The following is an 18584-nucleotide window of genomic DNA, read 5'->3' as shown; positions in this document are numbered from 1 at the left end:
CCACAGGCCTTAGCCGATAATGCTGTTCAATGTCGCTGAGGGGCGCATGATAGCAGATGTTTTGGCGGCATCCGATTTGTAGTAACCATCCATATCCGCAGGCTTGCCTTCATCGGCTTTCAACTCTGCCAAGATGGTTGCCTCATTCGCAGAAAGCTTTTCAGCCACAGGTGCGAAATGTGCTTTTAACGCGGCATCTGTATCTTGTGTCGCCAAGCTTTCAGCCCAGTAGCGCGCAAACCAGTAGTGCGAAGACCGGTTGTCATTTTGACCGACTTTGCGCTCGGGTGATTTCGCGTTCAGCAAAAGTTTCACAGTCGCATCTTCAACGGCTTGACCCAAAACTGCGGCTTTGGTTTTGCCTTTGCTGTCGGCCAAAAAGTTGAAGCTTTCGCCAAGCGCGCAGAATTCGCCAAGGCTGTCCCAACGCAAGTGGTTTTCCTCAACAAGTTGTTCAACATGTTTCGGTGCTGACCCGCCAGCGCCCGTTTCAAACAGACCGCCACCGTTCATCAATTTCACGATGGAAAGCATTTTTGCAGATGTGCCCAGTTCCAAGATGGGGAACAAATCGGTCAAGTAATCGCGCAAAACGTTGCCAGAAATGGTCACAACATCTTTGCCCTTGGCCATTTCAACCCATGAGAAACGTGTCGCTTCACGTGGCGCCATGATCGGAATGTCTTTGCCTGCGGCTTTCAAAGCTGGTTCAACATATTTGATCAATTCAGCGTCATGCGCGCGGTTGGCATCCAGCCAGAATGCAGCGGTGCCAACAGCGTCAAAGCGCTCGATACCTGTTTTGATCCAATCAAGGATTGGGGCTTTTTTCGCAGTCGCGGAACGCCAGATGTCGCCCGCTTCTACAGTGTGAGAATGCAGTACATCGCCGTTGTCCAACACGATTTCGACAGTCCCTGCTGACGGCAATTCGAATGTGGTTGGGTGTGAACCGTATTCTTCGGCTTTTTGCGCCATCAAGCCCACATTGGACACAGCGCCACATGAGGTCACATCCAATTTACCGTTTTCTTTAAAGTAATTGATCGTCTCGTCGTAGATGCCTGCGTAGCAGTTGTCAGGGATACAGCATTTGGTGTCAGCGGCCTTGCCGTCTGGGCCCCAGCCGATACCGCCCGCTTTGATCACAGCAGGCATAGAGGCATCAATGATCACGTCAGAGGAGACGTGCAGGTTGGTGATGCCTTTGTCTGAGTTGACCATGTACATGTCAGGCTTGCCTGCAAGCGCGGCTTTCAGATCGGCTTCAAGTTCTGCATTGCCTTTGATGCGTTCTTCCAGATCGCCAAGACCAGCGTTGGGATTAAAGCCAAGCGCTTTTACCGTGTCGCCGTGTTTCGCCAAGAAATCTTCGATGAAGACAGACACAAAGTGACCAAAGATGATCGGATCAGACACCTTCATCATGGTCGCTTTGAGGTGCACAGAGAACAAAACGCCATCTTCCATAGATGCGATTTCGTCTTTGATAAAGCTGCGCAAAGCGGCTGCGGACAAGAATGTCGCGTCAACAACAGTGCCTTCGTCATATGATAGACCGTCTTTCAGCACTGATTTTGTTCCATCAGCAGCAGTGAAAACGATTTTCGCGCCACCAGCTTGTGCGGCTGTGATGGTTGCGGATTTTTCATTGGCAAAAAAGTCATTGCCAGACATGGAGGCAACATGTGTCTTGCTGTCTGCAGTCCAGTCACCCATACGGTGCGGGTTGGCTTTTGCGTATTCTTTCACAGCTTTTGCTGAGCGGCGGTCAGAGTTGCCTTCGCGCAAAACAGGGTTCACAGCCGAGCCTTTGACAGTGTCATATTTTGCGCGGATTGCTTTCTCAGCGTCTGTCGCAGGGGACTGAGGGTAGTCAGGGATTGCAAAGCCTTTGGATTGCAATTCAGCGATCGCATCGGTGAGCTGTGGTACAGAAGCAGATACGTTTGGCAATTTGATCACGTTGGCGTCTGGTGTTTTCACCAAGCGGCCCAATTCAGCCAGATCGTCATTCACGCGTTGATCTTCGGTCAAAAGATCTGGAAACAAAGCCAAGATGCGGCCAGCCAAAGAAATATCGCGGGTCTCAACGCTGATATCTGCTGCGCTCGCAAAAGAACTGATGATCGGTAAAAGCGAGTGGCGCGCCAATTCGGGCGCTTCGTCAACGATGGTATAAATAATGTCTGGGGTCTTGTTGGACATGCTTTGATCTCTCTCGCGAATTTTAGTCAAATTCCTGCGCGGCGAGGCTTATGGGGCATCCATGAGTCTCACTTCCACGCGATTGGATTTTGCGTAAATCAGACGAGGGCTCAAGTCAATGTGTACAACGGTATACGATGATGTTTCTTGCCTCATTCCAGTTGCAAAAGGGCTGTTGAATACGGTTAAACTACGGCAATGTGCCGTAAACTTATGGTGCCGCCTTGTGTCAATTTGGAGATCTCATATGAAATTATCGCTGCATATTGGGATGGGGAAAACAGGGACAACCGCGTTGCAGAGCTTTCTTGGCGAAAGTGCGGTCTATCTCAAACAGCACCGCTGTTTTTATTTAGGGCGTATTTTAGGTCGTATCCCCGATGGCCCGCGCCCGCGCAATCAATCCCAAGCCGCGCAAGCTGCAACATTGAGATCAGCGTTAGAAGCACTAGAATCCCATGCCGCAACCCCAGAATTTCGGGCAGATTTTGATTTGGTCGTTTGGTCCAATGAAATCCTTGCGACCAATCCAGACCCGCGGGATCAAATCAAAACGATAGCGGAATTTGCCGCCAGCTCGAATGTGTTCACAAACGTTGAAGTGGTTTTGGTTTTGCGCAGGCAAGATGATTGGCTAGAGGCCGCTTATCAGCAATGGGGCTTGATGAACAAATTAAAGACGGGACACCAAATTCCAAGCCCACAAGATTATGCCGCGCAGGTCGCGCCTATTTTAGATTACGCGCATATATATGAACTTTGGTCCGCCGCATTGCCTGTGACAGTGTTGACCTATGACGACCTGATGGCAAAAGGGGGCAGCGTGGAATGTTTTTGCGATCTTTGGGGAGTGCCACGCCCTGATGATATTCAGAAATTTCGCTCTGTGCGCAGCAGTGCGGGGCCTGCGATCAGCACGCTTTACAGCTATTTCAATCGAGCCTTTCCTGCGCGTATGAAATCCGAGGTGTTCGATAAATTCATTAAAAAATATCAAGTAAAAGAACTATCTGAGGCAGATCATATATGCGTACCACCAGATGTGCGCGCCGCGGTGTTGGATAAGGCTGCTACGGGAAATACACGGTTGGCGCAGGCTTTGGGGCGCGATGCGTTGTTTGCGCCTGCACCTGATCTGCCGCGCAGAGCATATGAACAAGGGCAGGCCGATGCGATCAGTGCTTTGTTGCGCATTTGCAAAGCGCAATCCGCCGAATTAGATCGGCTTCGCGAACGTATCATTGCCTTGGAAAACGACAAGAAAAATTCGCGTGAGCGCGCGCAAAAAGACTGATCTAGGTCTTGCGACGCGCCAGCTGCGGTTAAAATTCAGGCGCGTTTTTTGTCGCGTTGATTCTGGAATAGGTTTTTATTGCGTTCCCTTTTTTCCATGCCTAACCTCAGTCCATGAGCGAAAAAAATATATTTGACGAAATGTGGGGCAGTGACGGGCAATTGCGCGCGCCATATGCAGAATTCAACACGTGGTTCGAGGGGGAAAACCCAGCGCGATTGCGGGCCAAACAGCGCGAGGCCGAAGAAGTTTTTCGCCTGATGGGCATTACATTTAATGTTTACGGGCGCACTGAAGCCGAAGAGCGACTAATCCCCTTTGATATTATTCCGCGCATTATCGCAGCGCGTGAGTGGCAAAAATTGTCTAAAGGTATCGAACAGCGTGTGCGGGCGATCAACGCCTTTTTGCATGACGTATATAACCGTCAAGAAATCATCAAAGCGGGACGTGTGCCGCGTGAAATGATCGCCAATAACGACGCGTTCTTGCCACAGATGTTGGGTATGACACCGCCCGGCGGTATTTATACGCATATCGTGGGCGTCGATCTGGTGCGCACATCTGACGATGATTTTTATGTTCTCGAAGACAATGCGCGTACGCCTTCGGGCGTGTCTTACATGCTTGAGAACCGCGAAACCATGTTGCAGATGTTCCCAGAACTGTTTGCAAAAAACAAAGTGCAATCGATCCAAAATTACCCTGCTGATTTGCGCCGCTCTTTGGCGGCTTGTGCCCCCGCGGCGTGTGACGGCGATCCGACTGTGGCAGTTTTGACGCCAGGCATTTACAATTCAGCCTATTACGAACACGCGTTTTTGGCCGATCAAATGGGCGTCGAACTGGTTGAGGGCCATGATCTGCGCGTGGTTGATGGCCGTGTCGCCATGCGCACTACGCGTGGCTATGAACCGATTGATGTGTTGTACCGGCGCATTGATGATGAATATCTGGATCCGCTCAGCTTTAACCCCAAAAGTGCCCTCGGCGTGCCTGGCATCATGGATGTTTACCGCGCAGGCGGCATCACCATCGCCAATGCGCCTGGCACAGGGATCGCGGATGACAAGGCGATCTACAGCTATATGCCTGATATTGTAGAATTCTACACAGGCGAAAAGGCGATCTTGAAAAACGTGCCCACTTGGCGGTGTTCTGAAACGGATGATCTGGGCTATGTCTTGGATAATCTCGAAGATCTGGTGGTGAAAGAAGTCCACGGATCAGGCGGTTATGGAATGTTGATCGGGCCGACAGCAAGCAAAAAAGAGATCGAAACATTCCGCAGAAAGTTGAAAGCTCGGCCCAATAATTACATTGCGCAGCCCACGCTTAGCCTGTCTTCTGTGCCGATTTTCAACAAAGCGGGTTTGACCCCACGCCATGTGGATTTGCGCCCCTATGTGCAATGTTCGCCCAATGGCATCAATATCACCCCTGGCGGTTTGACCCGCGTGGCGCTCAAACAAGGGTCACTGGTTGTCAATTCATCACAAGGGGGCGGCACCAAAGATACATGGGTGCTAGAGGACTGATATGTTAGGAAAAACCGCAAATGGCCTCTACTGGATGTTTCGCTATCTGGAACGGGCTGAAAACACATCGCGCTTGATCGAAACGGGCCAACGCATTGGTTTGACCCGTGCGGAACGATCTGATGACGAATGGAAACCTGTGATGAAAACCGCAGGCGTTTATCAAGGCTATACGCAGAAATACGACAGTTTGGACAAACAGCATGCGATTGATTGGATGTTGCGATCCAAAGATAATCCATCATCTGTTCTTTGTGTGATCGCCACCGCCCGTCAAAATGCGCGACTTGTGCGCACAGCTATGACCCAAGAAGTTTGGGAAGCAATGAACGGCTGCTATATGGCGGTTCAAAAAGCCTTGGCGAAACCTGTGTCAGAACGTGATTTGCCTGCCGTTTTGGGTTTGATCCGCCAACGTACCGCTTTGGTGCGCGGGGCGACCCACGGTACAATGCTGCGCAATGATATGTATGATTTTGCCCGCATCGGCACGTTTTTGGAACGCGCAGATGCCACAGCGCGGATCTTGGATGTCAAATACTATGTGCTGCTGCCATCCGTGTTTTCAGTCGGGTCGTCTATTGATAACGTGCAATGGGAAACGATCCTGCGGTCGGTTTCTGCTCGTGGCGGGTACCGTATGGTGCATGGCAATGTGACCAAGCCGCGCAATATTGCGCAGTTCTTGATTTTGGACAATCGCATGCCGCGCAGTTTGAGTTTTTGCGCCAATAAAATCCTGTCCAACTTGCAATATCTTGCGTTGGATTACGATTCCGCACCACCTTCTTTGGCGATGGCCAATGCCACCGTGGCGCGTTTGGCGCAAAGCGATATCGATGACATTTTTGATGAAGGCCTGCATGAATATATTCAATGTTGCTTGAAAGAATTCAGCGCTTTGGGCCAGCAAATCGAAATCGACTTTAGGTTTTATGAGTAGCATATGAAATTAAGCATCCGTCACACAACGCGCTATCTCTTTGAAACCCCCGTACAATACGGTTTGCAACAGGTGCGCCTAACGCCCAAAACAACAGCCGTGCAACATATCTTAAACTGGTCAATCCAAGTCGTAGGTGGCGCTAAAGAAGTGGCTTATGACGACCAATTCAACAATCACGTTGATCTGATTTCCTTTGATCGTGGCGCCACTGAAGTCACGCTGATCAGCGAAGGTGAAGTTGAAGTGACTGAAACCCATGGCGTGATTGGCGCGCATCGTGGTCCTGCGCCTTTGTGGCTTTTTGACTGCCCGACGGATTTGACCAAATCGGGAAAAGGCGTCAAGGCTTTGGTGAAAAAGGTTAAGGGCGACACCGATCTTGACCGTTTGCACAACCTATCTGCCTTGATCCATAAAGCTGTGGCCTACCAAGTGGGCAGCTCACAATCTGATTGGACCGCCGAAGATTCCTTGAAGGCGAAAACAGGGGTCTGCCAAGATCACGCGCATATTTTCGTCACCTGTGCGCGCGAAATGGGCATCCCCGCACGCTATGTCTCGGGTTATTTGATGATGGATGACCGCATAGCCCAAGATGCGACTCACGCATGGGCTGAAGCTTTTGTGACAGGGTTGGGCTGGATCGGATTTGATGTTTCCAACGCGATTTCACCCGATGTTCGTTACGTGCGCATCGCAACAGGGCTGGACTATGCTGATGCAGCTCCTGTAACAGGGACACGATATGGCGGCTCAGGCGAAACGCTGAGCGTTCAAATCGAAGTCGCACAACAATAAGGCACGATACATGACATATTGCATTGGCATGATGCTCGATCGCGGGTTTGTGGTGATGTCCGACACGCGCACAAACGCGGGTGTCGATAATATTTCCACTTTCCGTAAAATGTTTACTTGGGAAGAACAGGGTGATCGCGTGATCACCATTATGACGGCTGGTAATTTGGCGACCACGCAGGCCTTGGTCAGCTTGCTCGATGAGCGTAGTAAAGCCCCAGAAGATCGTGAACCCTCGATCTTTGCAGTGCCTTCAATGTTTCAAGCCGCCCAGCTTGTGGCGGATACTTTGAAAGATGTGATAGCCACCCATGCCGACGAAGGCCAACGCGCTTCGAGCAGTTTCAACGCGACCGTTTTGATTGCGGGGCAAATCAAGGGCGCCGCGCCGCGCCTGTTTTTGATCTACCCCGAAGGTAATTTTATCGAAGCCAGCAGCGATACGCCGTTTTTCCAAATCGGTGAAACCAAATACGGCAAACCGATATTGGTGCGCGGCTATGATCCCGAAATGTCATTCGAAGCGGCGATCAAGCTGATGCTCTTGTCTTTTGACAGCACGATAAAATCCAATCTATCGGTTGGCTTGCCCTTGGATGTTCAAGCCTATGAAACTGATAGTTTGACACAGGGTTATACCACGCGCATCGAGGCTGATGACGAATACTTTCAAACCATTTCAAGTGGTTGGAGTGATGCGTTGAATGAAGCAATCGGCAGCTTGCCCGATTACAAAATCAAAAGTTAAGGCGTCTCAAGGTTCAGGTTCGGCTTGGGGATCAAATCAGGTTTAATGCCTTTTTCGATGTAGTCCCAAGTCGCCAATCCAATCATCGCTCCATTGTCAGTCGCCCATTTTATGGGCGGCAGGCACAGTGAAACCCCATGATCTTGTGCCAAGTTTTCCATGCCGTCGCGCAGTTGCGGCGAGGCCGCGACGCCGCCCACGATGATCAGTGATTTTGGCTGACATTCAATCACAGCACGCTCTGCTTTGGCCATCAAAACATCCATACAGGCTGCGACGAAGGACGCTGACATATCATCTAGGCTGACTTCGGGGTGCTTTTCGATATGGCGCGCGACCGAGGATTTGAGGCCAGAAAACGAAAACTCATAGCCATCGTTTTTCATCGGGCGGGGCAAGCGCAACACAGGCGTGCCGCGCTTGGCCGCCGCATCAATTGCGGGCCCTCCAGGCATTCCAAGGCCCAGCATGCGCGCCACTTTATCATAACTTTCGCCCACGGAATCGTCGCGCGTGGTGCCCAGTAAACGATAACTCCACGGGTCTTTGAGTTCCGCGACCAAAGTGTGACCACCCGAGACCAGCATCACCACAGCAGGGTATTTTGTGCGCGTTTCTTCCAAATCGACAGATCTCATATGGCCGCGCAAATGGTTGATGCCGTAGACAGGCACACCCCAACCCATTGATAGGGCCTCGGCAGTGGACAGGCCAATCAACAGCGATCCGATGAGACCAGGTCCACGGGTCACGCCAATCGCTGTAAGGTCGCTCGGGGTGATATTCGCATCGCTCATAACCTGTTCGATTGTTGGCAGAATAGCTTCTAAATGCGCACGCGATGCCAATTCGGGATAAACCCCACCAAAGGCTTGATGCACTTCATATTGCGATACGGTTTTGATTGCTTTGACTTGGCCATCTTTGGCCACAACGGCGACCGATGTATCATCACATGAGGATTCAATCCCAAGTACATATTTAGTCATTCGCACGGTCCAATATGGCTGTGATTTCGGCTTCAGACACTGCGCCAATGCGTTCGATCTTGGCAGGCATTGTAGCGCAATTGACCAAGGTCGAAGGCTGTTGCAAAGGCGCTGTACCGTGGACAACAAAATCAGGCTGACCGTTGAGCAGCCCCATGGCTTGCTCTGTCGTATCTGCAGGCGTCTCACCCGACATATTGGCCGATGTGACCATCAAAGGGCCAAGGTCGGTGAGCAGCGCCAACAAAAACGTATCCTTCGGAATGCGGATAGCGCATTCAGCGCGTTTTTCCAGCCAAGCAGGCGTCAAAGTTGGATCAAGCGCTAAAGCCAAGGTCAGCGCACCGGGCATAAAGTCACTGTCGAGCAAGGCTTGCGCGCTATCGGTCACTTGTCCGCCAAGTGCTTTGATTTGCTCTACATTGGCGACCATGATCGGCAGGTTTTTCTCTCTTGGACGCTGTTTTAGAGAATAGACCTTATTCACGGCATCGTCGCGCTGCGGCAGTGCCACCAACCCCAATACCGTGTCAGTCGCCAATAAGATTACGCCGCCTGCAGCCAAAGTGGTTTTGGCCTGATCGAACAAGGACTGTTGCTGTGTCATGCGAGTGTCTCAACGATAGGGTAGGCGCGTGTGTTTGGTGCGGCGGCTGGCTGTTTTCGGGCAATCTTTAGCATTGTCTCGATCGCGGCGACGTTGCAGGTTGGCATGATGTCTTGTGAGATATCGACGTTGCCCGCGAGGGCGTAGGAGTCCAATTTTGCCAGCTGTTCTACGGCCGTATCGCGTTCGCAATGTTCGTAATGTGAAAGTTTTCCATCCGCGAACAGACCAAAATGCACGAATGGACGCGCCGCTTTGCGCAAGATTGCCACAGGTCCAGATCCGTTTTGCTCTAGCTGATGCCCGAGCAATTCAAAGGCGGGCAATCCAACAGTTGGTCGCCCCAAGGCAAAGCCCAAAGCATTGGCAAAGGCCACGCCCGTGCGCGTGACGCCCAAACCTCCGGGGCCAATATCAACATAGAGTTCGGTGATGTTTTCGAGCTTCGCCCCAAGGCGATCCAGCGCCGTCTCCAATGTGGTTCTGTAGTCACGCGAGCCCCTCAAAGTCTCATCTTGGGCGCTATCAAACACAACGATATCGCCTTGGGCCAAGCCCATGACAGGCACACCGTTTGAGGTTTGTAAAAGGAACGTCAATTCAGTCATGCGACATATCCTTGAGGGCGGCAAAAACAGCTTTCCACGGGGTCGCTTTGCCTGAAAAGGTGAAAATCCTGTCCTGATCTGTGGCGCCAAATTCGATATCAATTTGCAAAGCGGCATCAAAGAATCCGTTGATGCGTTGGCCCCATTCGATCAAACATAGGCCAGTGTCAAAGTAGTCATCTAAGCCGAGGTGATAAAATTCTTTCGCATTTTCAAGTCTATAAGCATCAACATGCAAGACAGGGAACTTTGGCGTCTCATAGATGTTTGCGATCGTGTAAGTTGGGCTTGTTACGTCTTCGTCGCTGCCAAGGGCTGCAACCAAGGCGCGGATAAAAAAGGTTTTTCCCGCGGCCAGAGCACCATCCAGAATCACCACATCGCCCGCGCGCAAAACATCGGTCACTGCGGCGGCAATTTGGCCTGTCTGCGTTTCATTTTGCGCAGGAATGCTGATACTTTGATGATCGTGCGGGTCCACGGGGGCGATCCTTGGCTGGGAATACGTCCTGCGGATTTAGGTCAAAATTGACAAAAGGTCCATGCTTTGTGCGATTAAAACAGCTTGTTGAACAGTGCGCGGGGCAAATATCTACCCCATTTAAAGACCCAAGCAAAAGGTCGTGGGAACGCGGTTTCAAAACGTCCACTGTTGATCGCGCTTACCACATGATTTGCTGCGACCTCTGGGGTCATCAATTGCGGCATGTCAAAATCGTTTTTGGCAGTCAGCCGTGTTTTGATAAAGCCTGGATTGGCGATTTGCACCGTTACATTTGTGTTTTTCAGGTCAATCAGCAGGTTTTCAGCCAGATTCATCAATCCCGCTTTTGACGCAGAATATCCAACTGCGGCAGGTAGGCCTCGATAGCCAGACAGGGAGCCGATCAGCATAACATCGCCAAAGTTGCGCTTTGCGTAATGTGGAATGACAGCCCCCAACACGCGCGCGGCGCCCGTAAAATTGGTGTCGATCATGCTTGTAACCACGTCACTGTCCCAGTGCTTTGCATCCATCGGTTCGTATGCGCCCACACAATAAAGCATCGCATCAGCCCGCTCTGCCTCTTGTGCGGCTTTGGTGACACTGCTTTGATCCGTAACATCAATAGGCACGACTGTGGCGTCTGCTAGGTCTGCAGCCAAGGCATCAAGTTTGTCTTGCGAGCGTGCAGATAAAATTAAGTGCGCGCCTTGCGCGTCGAGAGCGCGTGCAATCGCTTCGCCCAAACCTTCGGATGCGCCAACGATCCACCATGTTTTTCCTGAAATACGATCAATCATTCTACGCCCCTTGTTTTGGTAATTTCAGTGCTGGGTGGGTTCGGTCGCCTGCGATAGGTCGCGCCCTTGAGTTTGAGCACAAGCGCTTGCCAATGGATCAAAGTCATCGTGCGCAGCGCCCCAAATGGACGCCGAAATGCCGCGCGCAGCAAAGACCTTGTGGTGAGCGCGGCGCGCGGTCCTGATAGGGTTGCAACGACGCCTTGGTCCCCGTTTTTATGCAGAATTCGGATCGCGATTTTCTGCGGGGTGATGTCAAAGGTGAATTGATAGTCGCCTTTGACGTTCTGAAAGGGAGAGACATGTAATGATTTCGGCGCGAATATTGTGTCGGACTTGGTGATCGGGCTGCGGTCTTTTTTGACACACAAATAAGAATGGCGATCTTTGAAGGGGGTGGACACTTCTGCGATTACCCCGCGCAAATCAGACCCGTCCCACGCCAACCAAAAGCTAACGGGGTTAAAGCCATAGCCCAAAAAGCGGGGCTGGGTCAGCAAATCGACGCGGCATCCTGCAAGTCCTGCTTGTGCGAAATGCTGCTGCGCCCATGCCACACCAGCACCAGATTTGATCGGACCTCCATGGTCTTCATCATAGACGGAGGCCAGATTGAAACGGTTTCGCGAAAACAAAAAAGGTGTTTTTTGCTCTGGCGCGGTCAGATCGATCAAAACGAAATCGACGCCGTAGCGAAACGCATTTTGAATGGCGCCGCGTCGTGCGTGGCTGGTATGCCCGATGATGTGTTCTGGCACGCGCATCGATCGGGTCATACCAAAACGGTTTCCATTTTTTCTGCGACATTCACAGCCGATTGAAAGCCATCTTCATGGAACCCATTGCGCAGATAAGCGCCAGCATACCATGTACGGTTTTGGCCGTTGATATCATCAATCGTATGTTGTGCAATCAAGGCGGCATTGTCGAAAACAGGATGATAGAGCGTGGTCTCATCATAGATTTTTGCTTCGTCAATTTCGGTAGCAGCATTGAGGGTCACGAACAAAGGGTCTTTTTCATCAATGGCTTGCAAGCGGTTCATCCAATAGGTCACCCCAAGGGCCTGCTCCTGACCGACAGTGTCGGATTTATATACCCACGATGACCACGCAGCGCGGCGTTTCGGCATTTGGCGATCATCGCTGTGCAATGTGATGCGATTGGCTTGATAGCGTAGATCCGTCAAAGCGCGCTGTTCTAGCGGGGTTGGATTGGCCAAAAGTTTAAGCGCTTGATCGGAATGACAGGCGAAGATCACTTGATCGAATTGTTCACTTGCACCTGCGACAGATTTCACGGTCACACCCAATGCATCGCGGGTGACGCCGGCCACAGGAGTTGACAAGCGGAAGGTGCAGCCCAGCGATTTCAAATGGGTTTCCAAACGGCGCACATATTCGATCGATCCGCCTTCAACGGTGTACCATTGGTGTTGCCCTGATGCCGACAAAAGCGCGTGGTTGCGAAAGAACCGCAATAAGGATGCGGCAGGGTAGTTGCGAATTTCACTGGGTGGCGTTGACCAAATCGCGCCGCAGATCGGCATCAAGTAGTACTGGATGAACCAAGGCCCCAGTTGCATTTGATCGCATAATTCGCCAATCGTCGTGGTTTCATCCGCGACAGCGGCTTCTGCGTTGGCGTTAAACTTAAAGATATCGCGCACCATCCGCAAAAATGCAGGTTTTGCCGCATTGGACTTTTGCGCAAACAGCGCGCCCAAGCTTTTCAATCCATATTCGACCGCCCCACTGTTGATGGTGGCGCCAAAGCTCATGTCCGATGGAATCACAGGTACATTGAGCTTGTCGAACATGGCCGTCAGATGGGGGTAGTTGGCATAGTTGAACACGATAAACCCCGTGTCCACTGGCTGGTCGCCATTTTTACCAGCAATCAAGGTGCGCGCGTGCCCCCCCAATCGGGGCTCGGATTCATAAACCGTAACATCATGATCAGAGGCTAAAAGATACGCGCTGGCCAAGCCAGAGATTCCCGAGCCGATAATTGCAATGCGTTGGCGGGGGGGGCGTGGGACATCAAAAGACATAAAAATTCCTATTATATTTTCAATGTTTACGCGCTTTCATGTGGTTTGGATCATTTATTTTGATTTTTTTTCGATAAATGTGATCCAATGCTGCATGGGCTGCGTAAACTTGATATGCTTGAAACAGACCATTCCTTATCTGAGGATGCGCAAACTGCATCCAGAACGCTTGCCCAAAGCTTTGGCATTTGGAAAGCTGACGAAAGAGTTTCTGTGACGAGCACGACCAAAACATCATTTTCCGAACAAACCGAATGGATGCTCAAGGTCCGCGATCAAAGGTGCAAGACCTCCTTTGGCGCCTTGTTTGATCATTTTGCGCCCCGTTTGCGTGGCATGCTGATGAAAAATGGATTTGGGGCTGCCCAAGCGGATGATGTTGTTCAAGATGTGATGCTATCGGTTTGGCGAAAAGCCGCCTCATTCAACCCTGAGCGGGCTGAAGTTTCGGGCTGGATATTCCAAATCGCGCGAAATCGGCAAATAGATGTGATCCGAAAAGAGCGCCGCCCCGTACCAGAAGAGTTAGCAATGCCTGAATCGACCGATGTAGACGGCGAACAGGTGTTGGGCGTGGAACAAGAGACAGCAAAGCTGCGCTCTGCGATTGCACGCCTGAACCCCGAGCAGCGCGAGCTGGTCGAAAAAGCATATCTGGGTGAATTCACCCATAGTGAGATTCGTGACCAAACGGGATTGCCGCTTGGGACTATTAAATCGCGCATTCGCCTTGGATTAGAGCGTTTGCGGCATGAGTTGAAAGGAGAGCGGTAATATGACCGAAATCTCTCATCATATCCCGCAGTCTGTTCTGACTGCCTATGTGTCTGGATCTTTGGCGCGTCCATTTGCGTTGGTCGTGGCCGCGCATATTTCGATATGTGAAGACTGCCGTGCAGAGCTTGCCGCGCATGAAGCGGTGGGCGGTGCGTTATTGGATGATTTCGATCCAATCATGGTGTCTGATGATCTGCGAGACCGTGTTTTCGCTGGGCTTGATGACGATATCGTCGAACCCGCGCCAGTCAAAGGGACAGCTGTATATCCCGCGCCTGTGATGGAATTGCTGAACGGCAAAGCCCCTAAATGGCGTTCCTTAGGACCAGGTGCAAAACAATGCATTTTGGAAGCGGGCGAAGCAGGCTCTGTCCGTTTGCTTCAAATCGCGCCAGGGTTCGAAGTGCCCGATCACACCCATGGCGGCCTAGAGCTAACTTTGGTCTTGCAAGGTGCATTCAAAGACGAAGGCGGTCGTTTCGCACGCGGTGACGTTGAAGTGGCTGACGACGATGTCGAACACACGCCACGCGCAGAGATGGGCGAACCCTGCATCTGCTTGGCGGCCACTGATGCGCCGCTTGAATTCAAAGGCCTAATGCCGCGCTTGCTGCAACCCTTGTTTCGGATTTAACTGACGTTCCACAATGATCAAAAGGCGGGATTTATTCCCGCCTTTTTTGTGGCGAGGCAGCTCCTATTGGTCGGTATCAATCCAGATCGTGACAGGACCGTCATTGACCAAGGCCACTTTCATATCAGCCCCAAACACACCCGTTTGAACTGGCACATCCAGCGCAGCTAAATGTTTGGCAAAGCTTGTATAAAGTGCTTTTCCAGTTTCAGGGTCAGCCGCAGTTGAAAAACCAGGACGGTTGCCTTTGGTATCGGCGGCTAAAGTGAATTGGCTGACCACCAAAGCAGATCCTTGAATGTCACGTACAGATAGGTTCATCTTGCCCGCGTCATCTTGGAAAATTCGCAATTTTGACAGTTTCAATGCCAGCTTTTGCGCCTGCACTTCTGTATCGCCCCGCATCGCGCAGATCAAAATCAGCAGACCTTGATCACAAGAGCCAACCAATTCCCCATCAACCGTGACGGATGCCTCTAAGACACGTTGAACAACTGCGCGCATGACTACATCTCATGTGACCACGGTGGGTTTGCACCCGCACGCGATACTGTGATTGAGGCAGCTTTCGATCCCATGGCAAGAGCCGCGCGAATTGTGTCGTCATCCAGATTTTTGATCGCAGTTTTGGTCAGTTGACCTGATGCCTGCAAAGAGGCCAAAAGCCCCGCATTAAATGTGTCACCTGCGCCCACTGTGTCTGCGACTTCGACCTTGGTTGATGCCACTTGGATCACGCCATTTTGGGTAAAACCACGTACACCTTCAGATCCTTCGGTCAAACAGATCAAGCTGGGGCCTTTTGTCAGAAGTGTTTGAATATGCTCTTCAATATTGCCGTCGCCCATGATCCACAAAAGATCTTCGTCAGACACTTTCACGATGTCACATAGGCTTAGCATATGTTCCATACGCGCGCGGTAACGGGCCTCGTCTTTGATAAATGTAGGGCGAATATTCGGGTCCATCATTATCACGCGGGTGGCCGCTTCACGCGCGCACAATGCTTCATAGGCCTCGCCGCAGGGTTCAACAGGCAATGAAATTCCGCCAAAAAACAGGGCCTCTACGTCGTCGGGCAGGGCTGGCAGATCGGCAGGTGTTAACATGCGCCCAGCAGTATTTTCATCGTAAAAGGCATAGGTCGCGTGACCATCAACCAATTTCACGAATGCCACTGTACAGGGGCGATCCGCTGTCACAGCCAAGGTCGCGTCAACGCCGCTTTCCGCCAATTTTGACTTTAGCAAATCGCCAAAGAAATCTTGTGACAGGCCTGAATAAAACGCAGGCTTGGCCCCTAAGCGGCCCAATGCAATGGCTGTGTTAAAAACAGCCCCACCCGCATGCGGGGCATAGGCATCTTCCCCTTGCGTAGAGGTGCGGGGCAACATGTCGATCAGGGCTTCTCCAGCGCAGAGGATCATAGCAGATTTCCTTTTTAAGATGCGCCAGAGTTAACTGTGATAGCGCTATCAGGGCAAGCTAAAATCCTAATAAGCGTTGGCAAATTCGGACTGATAAAGAAATAATGCCACGATCCCCAGTAGGATGAGTGCAGCCAGCGCTGCAAAAAACACCTTGGCGCGCGAATATGGCCGCTGACCTGTTACGCGACCCGTTTGACCGTTGATCAAAACACGAAACGTTTCGCCGCGATATTTATAGGCGGCAGACCAAACGGGTAAAAGCACATGCTTAAACGTGACCTGTGAGACTTGTGTTTTTAGATCTTCAATCTGTTGGCGATCCCCGCCGATATCAAAGCAAACATCGCGCTCGATCACTTTTTGCATCTTATCTTGCGCGACATCAAAGCCATCTTGGCGGTTTACAGTATAACTTTCTGCGTTAAACCCCGCCAAATAATCAGGGGAATAGGGGCGGATGGCAGGTAAATCCCACGGCTCCAAGCCCGACAAATGTTTTTGCGGCAATGCGGTTGATGCAGGAACCAAAACATCATCGAAAAAGCGCGACACATGCCCCGAAACACGCCGCCATTTGGTTTTGCGGACGCGGCGTGTCCGCGTTTCGCCATTCACAACCACGCGTTTGGTGACATAGTAATGATCGCCCCGTCGGCCGCTATATTGCGATGCCGTTTGCGCATCATAAGTCCAATAGGGCATATAGATGCCCGCCATGGATCGACCTTTTCGAGCGAAATCCGCCATGCCGTTCGGGGCAAACCAGCGCGACCCCAACCAGTCGCCTAAAGCGTCGCGGGCTTGGGTTTCTTTCACTGCGAAAGGCAAAACACCATCGGGCTTATGGCTGCGTTTGGCCCCCGTATCTGTGACAATTGGTGAAGCGCAATAGGGGCATTGCTTGGCATGCGCCGTATCCGAAAAATCGATTTGGGCAGAACAGCTTGAGCAGTGTGCCACCTGTTTGATTTCAATGTCGCGATCGTCTTGCGCCCAAAGATCGGGGTCTGAGGTGGTAAAAGGCCGTTCGCGCAAAGGCTTGAATTGGCTGGTGTCCAAGTCTTGCACTGCGCCGCAATGGGAACATAGCAACTGATGCCCTTCTGGATCAAAATGCATGTCCGCGCCACAGGTCGCGCAAGGGAATTCATGCTCTTCGGTCATTTTTCGCCCCTATGTTCAAAGCTGACAATCTGAGCAATTTCTGTGGCTTGTGCTGTGGTGTGTCGGATGACATGGCAAAAAATCCGCGATTGTTTCCCGCGTGTTAGACGCCCCGATACTGATGCAGCAGTTCCTTGTGCGACCACTTGTTCAACCGTAATCGTATCAGGGGCGATCAGTTTTTCAAAGGTTCTGACAATGGCTGCCCGCCCTGCGGCAGGGGCGGCGTCACTGCGTTGCCATGTGGCATCTGGCGCAATCAGTTCACTGGGCAAAGGGCCAACCCCCATCAGGGCCAGTGCCACGTCTTCTGCGCGCGCCATTTCGCGTGCGCTGCCTTCAGCTTTGCGGATCACTTTTGGCGTCATAATTTGACTGCCCCTGACTTACGCGCCTGGCGGTGGGGGTGGGGGGGCCACAGAAAACAACTGGGACAATTCGACCACGTCATCGGCTTCAAGCCAGCCGTCTTGGCCCTGCGTCCAAACAAATGTCGTGCGGCTCAAGGTGCCTTTGGCCACCATCTGGCCCATTTCAGCTTTGGAAAACGGGCCTTTTGTGGTGCCATTCTCGGCGATATGCCAGACGTGCTCAACGGGTGGTGGCGGTGGGGTAGGTACCGCGGCTTTGGCGGGCATCGGCCCCCAAGGACCAGATTGCGCGGCCATGCTCATGCCCATGCCAGCCCCCATACCTGCCCCCATAGAGGCAGCCATGGCGGAATTTTCCGCCCCCATGCCTTCGGCAGCATTGAATTTCATGTAATTGTCGAGATTGCCGACGATGCCCATAGAGGTGCGTTTATCCAGCGCTGTTTCAACCGCTTTCGGAAGGCTGACGTTTTCGATGTAAAACTCAGGGATGGTCAGGCCGTATTCTGCGACGACTTTGGAAATCTCAGTGGCAACAAGTTGTCCCAACCCGTCGGTGTTGGCCGCCATATCGAGCACAGGAATGCCGCTTGAGGCGACAATGCGCGAAAACGCCTGCACGATGATGTTGCGGATTTGGAAAGAAATCTCATCCATGGTGAATTCACCATCGGTTCCGACGATTTCGGTCAAAAACAACGCGGGATCAGACACTTTGACTGTATAGGTGCCGTAAGCGCGAATGCGCACGGGGCCGAATTCAGGATCGCGGCACATAATCGGATTTTTTGTGCCCCATTTCAGGTCAGAAAAGCGCGTTGTATTGACGTAATAGATTTCGGATTTAAACGGGGATTTGAACCCGTGATCCCAGTGGTTCAACGTGGTCAGGATCGGCATGTTGTTTGTTTCCAACATGTAAAGCCCAGGCGTGAATACATCAGCCATTTGACCTTCGTGAATAAAAACAGCAGCTTGCCCTTCGCGCACCGTCAGTTTGGCGCCGTATTTAATTTCGTGATCTTCACGCTCAAACCGCCAAACCATCGTGTCGCGCGTGTCATCTGTCCAGTCGATGACATCAATAAATTCACCCGTCAAAAAATCGAGAATACCCATGGAAGGCTCCTTTGCG

20 protein-coding genes are annotated in these 18584 nt (G+C 51.7%); 7 read left to right on the top strand and 13 right to left on the bottom strand.

The features are described from left to right. Positions 1–9: 9 nt before the first annotated feature. On the bottom strand, positions 10–2208 hold the full coding sequence (locus EDD53_RS06060; protein WP_123792251.1) for an NADP-dependent isocitrate dehydrogenase: 2199 nt from the start codon (positions 2206–2208) through the stop codon (positions 10–12). A gap of 247 nt (positions 2209–2455) precedes the next feature. Between EDD53_RS06060 and EDD53_RS06055 the strand changes: the two genes are divergently transcribed. From EDD53_RS06055 to EDD53_RS06035, 5 genes are all read left to right on the top strand, one after another. Further along, positions 2456–3502, top strand: a complete 1047-nt coding sequence (locus EDD53_RS06055; protein WP_123792250.1) for a hypothetical protein — start codon at positions 2456–2458, stop codon at positions 3500–3502. Positions 3503–3615: 113 nt separating this feature from the next. After that, on the top strand, positions 3616–5040 hold the full coding sequence (locus EDD53_RS06050; RefSeq protein ID WP_123792249.1) for a circularly permuted type 2 ATP-grasp protein: 1425 nt from the start codon (positions 3616–3618) through the stop codon (positions 5038–5040). 1 nt (position 5041) lies between these two features. Further along, on the top strand, positions 5042–5983 hold the full coding sequence (locus tag EDD53_RS06045; protein ID WP_123792248.1) for an alpha-E domain-containing protein: 942 nt from the start codon (positions 5042–5044) through the stop codon (positions 5981–5983). A 3-nt stretch (positions 5984–5986) separates the two neighbouring features. Further along, the gene (locus EDD53_RS06040) at positions 5987–6784 is read left to right on the top strand and encodes a transglutaminase family protein (protein WP_123792247.1); all 798 of its coding nucleotides are present in this window, start codon (positions 5987–5989) and stop codon (positions 6782–6784) included. 10 nt (positions 6785–6794) lie between these two features. After that, a complete protein-coding gene (locus EDD53_RS06035) occupies positions 6795–7532 on the top strand; it encodes a proteasome-type protease (RefSeq protein ID WP_123792246.1) in 738 nt (245 codons plus the stop codon). Here EDD53_RS06035 and tsaD read toward each other — a convergent pair. The 7 genes from tsaD to EDD53_RS06000 all read right to left on the bottom strand — a co-directional run bounded on the left by tsaD (position 7529) and on the right by EDD53_RS06000 (position 13073). Then, the gene (tsaD, locus tag EDD53_RS06030; protein ID WP_123792245.1) at positions 7529–8521 is read right to left on the bottom strand and encodes a tRNA (adenosine(37)-N6)-threonylcarbamoyltransferase complex transferase subunit TsaD; all 993 of its coding nucleotides are present in this window, start codon (positions 8519–8521) and stop codon (positions 7529–7531) included. The two genes, EDD53_RS06035 and tsaD, sit on opposite strands and share 4 nt — an antisense overlap. Beyond that, a complete protein-coding gene (locus tag EDD53_RS06025; protein WP_123792244.1) occupies positions 8514–9128 on the bottom strand; it encodes an L-threonylcarbamoyladenylate synthase in 615 nt (204 codons plus the stop codon). The genes tsaD and EDD53_RS06025 overlap by 8 nt, the downstream gene beginning before the upstream one ends. After that, a complete protein-coding gene (locus EDD53_RS06020) occupies positions 9125–9736 on the bottom strand; it encodes a hypothetical protein (protein ID WP_170162690.1) in 612 nt (203 codons plus the stop codon). Before EDD53_RS06020 ends, EDD53_RS06025 begins: the two co-directional genes overlap by 4 nt. Next, positions 9729–10217, bottom strand: coding sequence for a tRNA (adenosine(37)-N6)-threonylcarbamoyltransferase complex ATPase subunit type 1 TsaE (gene tsaE, locus EDD53_RS06015; RefSeq protein WP_170162689.1), 489 nt, complete (start codon positions 10215–10217; stop codon positions 9729–9731). The genes EDD53_RS06020 and tsaE overlap by 8 nt, the downstream gene beginning before the upstream one ends. Positions 10218–10291: 74 nt before the next feature. Continuing rightward, positions 10292–11020 (bottom strand): SDR family NAD(P)-dependent oxidoreductase, encoded by a 729-nt coding sequence (locus tag EDD53_RS06010; RefSeq protein ID WP_123792241.1) that lies wholly within the window; start codon positions 11018–11020, stop codon positions 10292–10294. Then, on the bottom strand, positions 11017–11796 hold the full coding sequence (locus tag EDD53_RS06005; protein WP_246002230.1) for a DUF1365 domain-containing protein: 780 nt from the start codon (positions 11794–11796) through the stop codon (positions 11017–11019). Before EDD53_RS06005 ends, EDD53_RS06010 begins: the two co-directional genes overlap by 4 nt. Further along, the gene (locus tag EDD53_RS06000; protein ID WP_123792240.1) at positions 11793–13073 is read right to left on the bottom strand and encodes an NAD(P)/FAD-dependent oxidoreductase; all 1281 of its coding nucleotides are present in this window, start codon (positions 13071–13073) and stop codon (positions 11793–11795) included. Before EDD53_RS06000 ends, EDD53_RS06005 begins: the two co-directional genes overlap by 4 nt. An 87-nt stretch (positions 13074–13160) precedes the next feature. On the opposite strand from EDD53_RS06000, the gene EDD53_RS05995 reads away from it, so the two are divergent. Then, positions 13161–13847 (top strand): sigma-70 family RNA polymerase sigma factor, encoded by a 687-nt coding sequence (locus EDD53_RS05995; protein WP_342772288.1) that lies wholly within the window; start codon positions 13161–13163, stop codon positions 13845–13847. Position 13848: 1 nt separating this feature from the next. Next, positions 13849–14484 (top strand): ChrR family anti-sigma-E factor, encoded by a 636-nt coding sequence (locus EDD53_RS05990; protein ID WP_123792239.1) that lies wholly within the window; start codon positions 13849–13851, stop codon positions 14482–14484. A gap of 63 nt (positions 14485–14547) precedes the next feature. Here the strand turns inward: EDD53_RS05990 and dtd are convergent, their stop codons facing one another. The 5 genes from dtd to EDD53_RS05965 form a co-directional block, all read right to left on the bottom strand. Beyond that, positions 14548–14988 (bottom strand): D-aminoacyl-tRNA deacylase, encoded by a 441-nt coding sequence (gene dtd, locus EDD53_RS05985; protein WP_123792238.1) that lies wholly within the window; start codon positions 14986–14988, stop codon positions 14548–14550. Positions 14989–14990: 2 nt separating this feature from the next. Next, positions 14991–15911, bottom strand: coding sequence for a carbohydrate kinase family protein (locus EDD53_RS05980; RefSeq protein WP_123792237.1), 921 nt, complete (start codon positions 15909–15911; stop codon positions 14991–14993). Positions 15912–15977: 66 nt separating this feature from the next. Continuing rightward, entirely contained in the window at positions 15978–17078 is a 1101-nt protein-coding gene (locus tag EDD53_RS05975; RefSeq protein WP_123792236.1) for a TFIIB-type zinc ribbon-containing protein, read from the bottom strand. Continuing rightward, entirely contained in the window at positions 17075–17446 is a 372-nt protein-coding gene (locus EDD53_RS05970; protein ID WP_123792235.1) for a nuclear transport factor 2 family protein, read from the bottom strand. Before EDD53_RS05970 ends, EDD53_RS05975 begins: the two co-directional genes overlap by 4 nt. Positions 17447–17464: 18 nt before the next feature. Next, entirely contained in the window at positions 17465–18568 is a 1104-nt protein-coding gene (locus tag EDD53_RS05965) for an SPFH domain-containing protein (protein WP_123792234.1), read from the bottom strand. Between the last annotated feature and the right edge of the window lie 16 nt (positions 18569–18584).

This window comes from Pacificibacter maritimus (genome assembly GCF_003814915.1).
Lineage (GTDB): Bacteria > Pseudomonadota > Alphaproteobacteria > Rhodobacterales > Rhodobacteraceae > Celeribacter > Celeribacter maritimus.
This window is presented reverse-complemented; position numbering and strand designations above follow the sequence as displayed.

Excerpts from the sequence above, each read along its gene's own strand:
- EDD53_RS06045 (WP_123792248.1), top strand. The coding sequence starts at position 5,042 with ATGTTAGGAAAAACCGCAAATGGCCTCTACTGGATGTTTCGCTATCTG.
- tsaD (WP_123792245.1), bottom strand. The coding sequence starts at position 8,521 with ATGACTAAATATGTACTTGGGATTGAATCCTCATGTGATGATACATCG.
- EDD53_RS06040 (WP_123792247.1), top strand. The coding sequence starts at position 5,987 with ATGAAATTAAGCATCCGTCACACAACGCGCTATCTCTTTGAAACCCCC.
- EDD53_RS06005 (WP_246002230.1), bottom strand. The coding sequence starts at position 11,796 with ATGACCCGATCGATGCGCGTGCCAGAACACATCATCGGGCATACCAGC.
- EDD53_RS06025 (WP_123792244.1), bottom strand. The coding sequence starts at position 9,128 with ATGACACAGCAACAGTCCTTGTTCGATCAGGCCAAAACCACTTTGGCT.
- EDD53_RS06050 (WP_123792249.1), top strand. The coding sequence starts at position 3,616 with ATGAGCGAAAAAAATATATTTGACGAAATGTGGGGCAGTGACGGGCAA.
- EDD53_RS05995 (WP_342772288.1), top strand. The coding sequence starts at position 13,161 with ATGCTGCATGGGCTGCGTAAACTTGATATGCTTGAAACAGACCATTCC.
- EDD53_RS05975 (WP_123792236.1), bottom strand. The coding sequence starts at position 17,078 with ATGACCGAAGAGCATGAATTCCCTTGCGCGACCTGTGGCGCGGACATG.
- EDD53_RS06000 (WP_123792240.1), bottom strand. The coding sequence starts at position 13,073 with ATGTCTTTTGATGTCCCACGCCCCCCCCGCCAACGCATTGCAATTATC.
- EDD53_RS06055 (WP_123792250.1), top strand. The coding sequence starts at position 2,456 with ATGAAATTATCGCTGCATATTGGGATGGGGAAAACAGGGACAACCGCG.
- dtd (WP_123792238.1), bottom strand. The coding sequence starts at position 14,988 with ATGCGCGCAGTTGTTCAACGTGTCTTAGAGGCATCCGTCACGGTTGAT.
- EDD53_RS06060 (WP_123792251.1), bottom strand. The coding sequence starts at position 2,208 with ATGTCCAACAAGACCCCAGACATTATTTATACCATCGTTGACGAAGCG.
- EDD53_RS06020 (WP_170162690.1), bottom strand. The coding sequence starts at position 9,736 with ATGACTGAATTGACGTTCCTTTTACAAACCTCAAACGGTGTGCCTGTC.
- EDD53_RS05980 (WP_123792237.1), bottom strand. The coding sequence starts at position 15,911 with ATGATCCTCTGCGCTGGAGAAGCCCTGATCGACATGTTGCCCCGCACC.
- EDD53_RS05965 (WP_123792234.1), bottom strand. The coding sequence starts at position 18,568 with ATGGGTATTCTCGATTTTTTGACGGGTGAATTTATTGATGTCATCGAC.
- EDD53_RS05990 (WP_123792239.1), top strand. The coding sequence starts at position 13,849 with ATGACCGAAATCTCTCATCATATCCCGCAGTCTGTTCTGACTGCCTAT.
- EDD53_RS06010 (WP_123792241.1), bottom strand. The coding sequence starts at position 11,020 with ATGATTGATCGTATTTCAGGAAAAACATGGTGGATCGTTGGCGCATCC.
- EDD53_RS06035 (WP_123792246.1), top strand. The coding sequence starts at position 6,795 with ATGACATATTGCATTGGCATGATGCTCGATCGCGGGTTTGTGGTGATG.
- EDD53_RS05970 (WP_123792235.1), bottom strand. The coding sequence starts at position 17,446 with ATGACGCCAAAAGTGATCCGCAAAGCTGAAGGCAGCGCACGCGAAATG.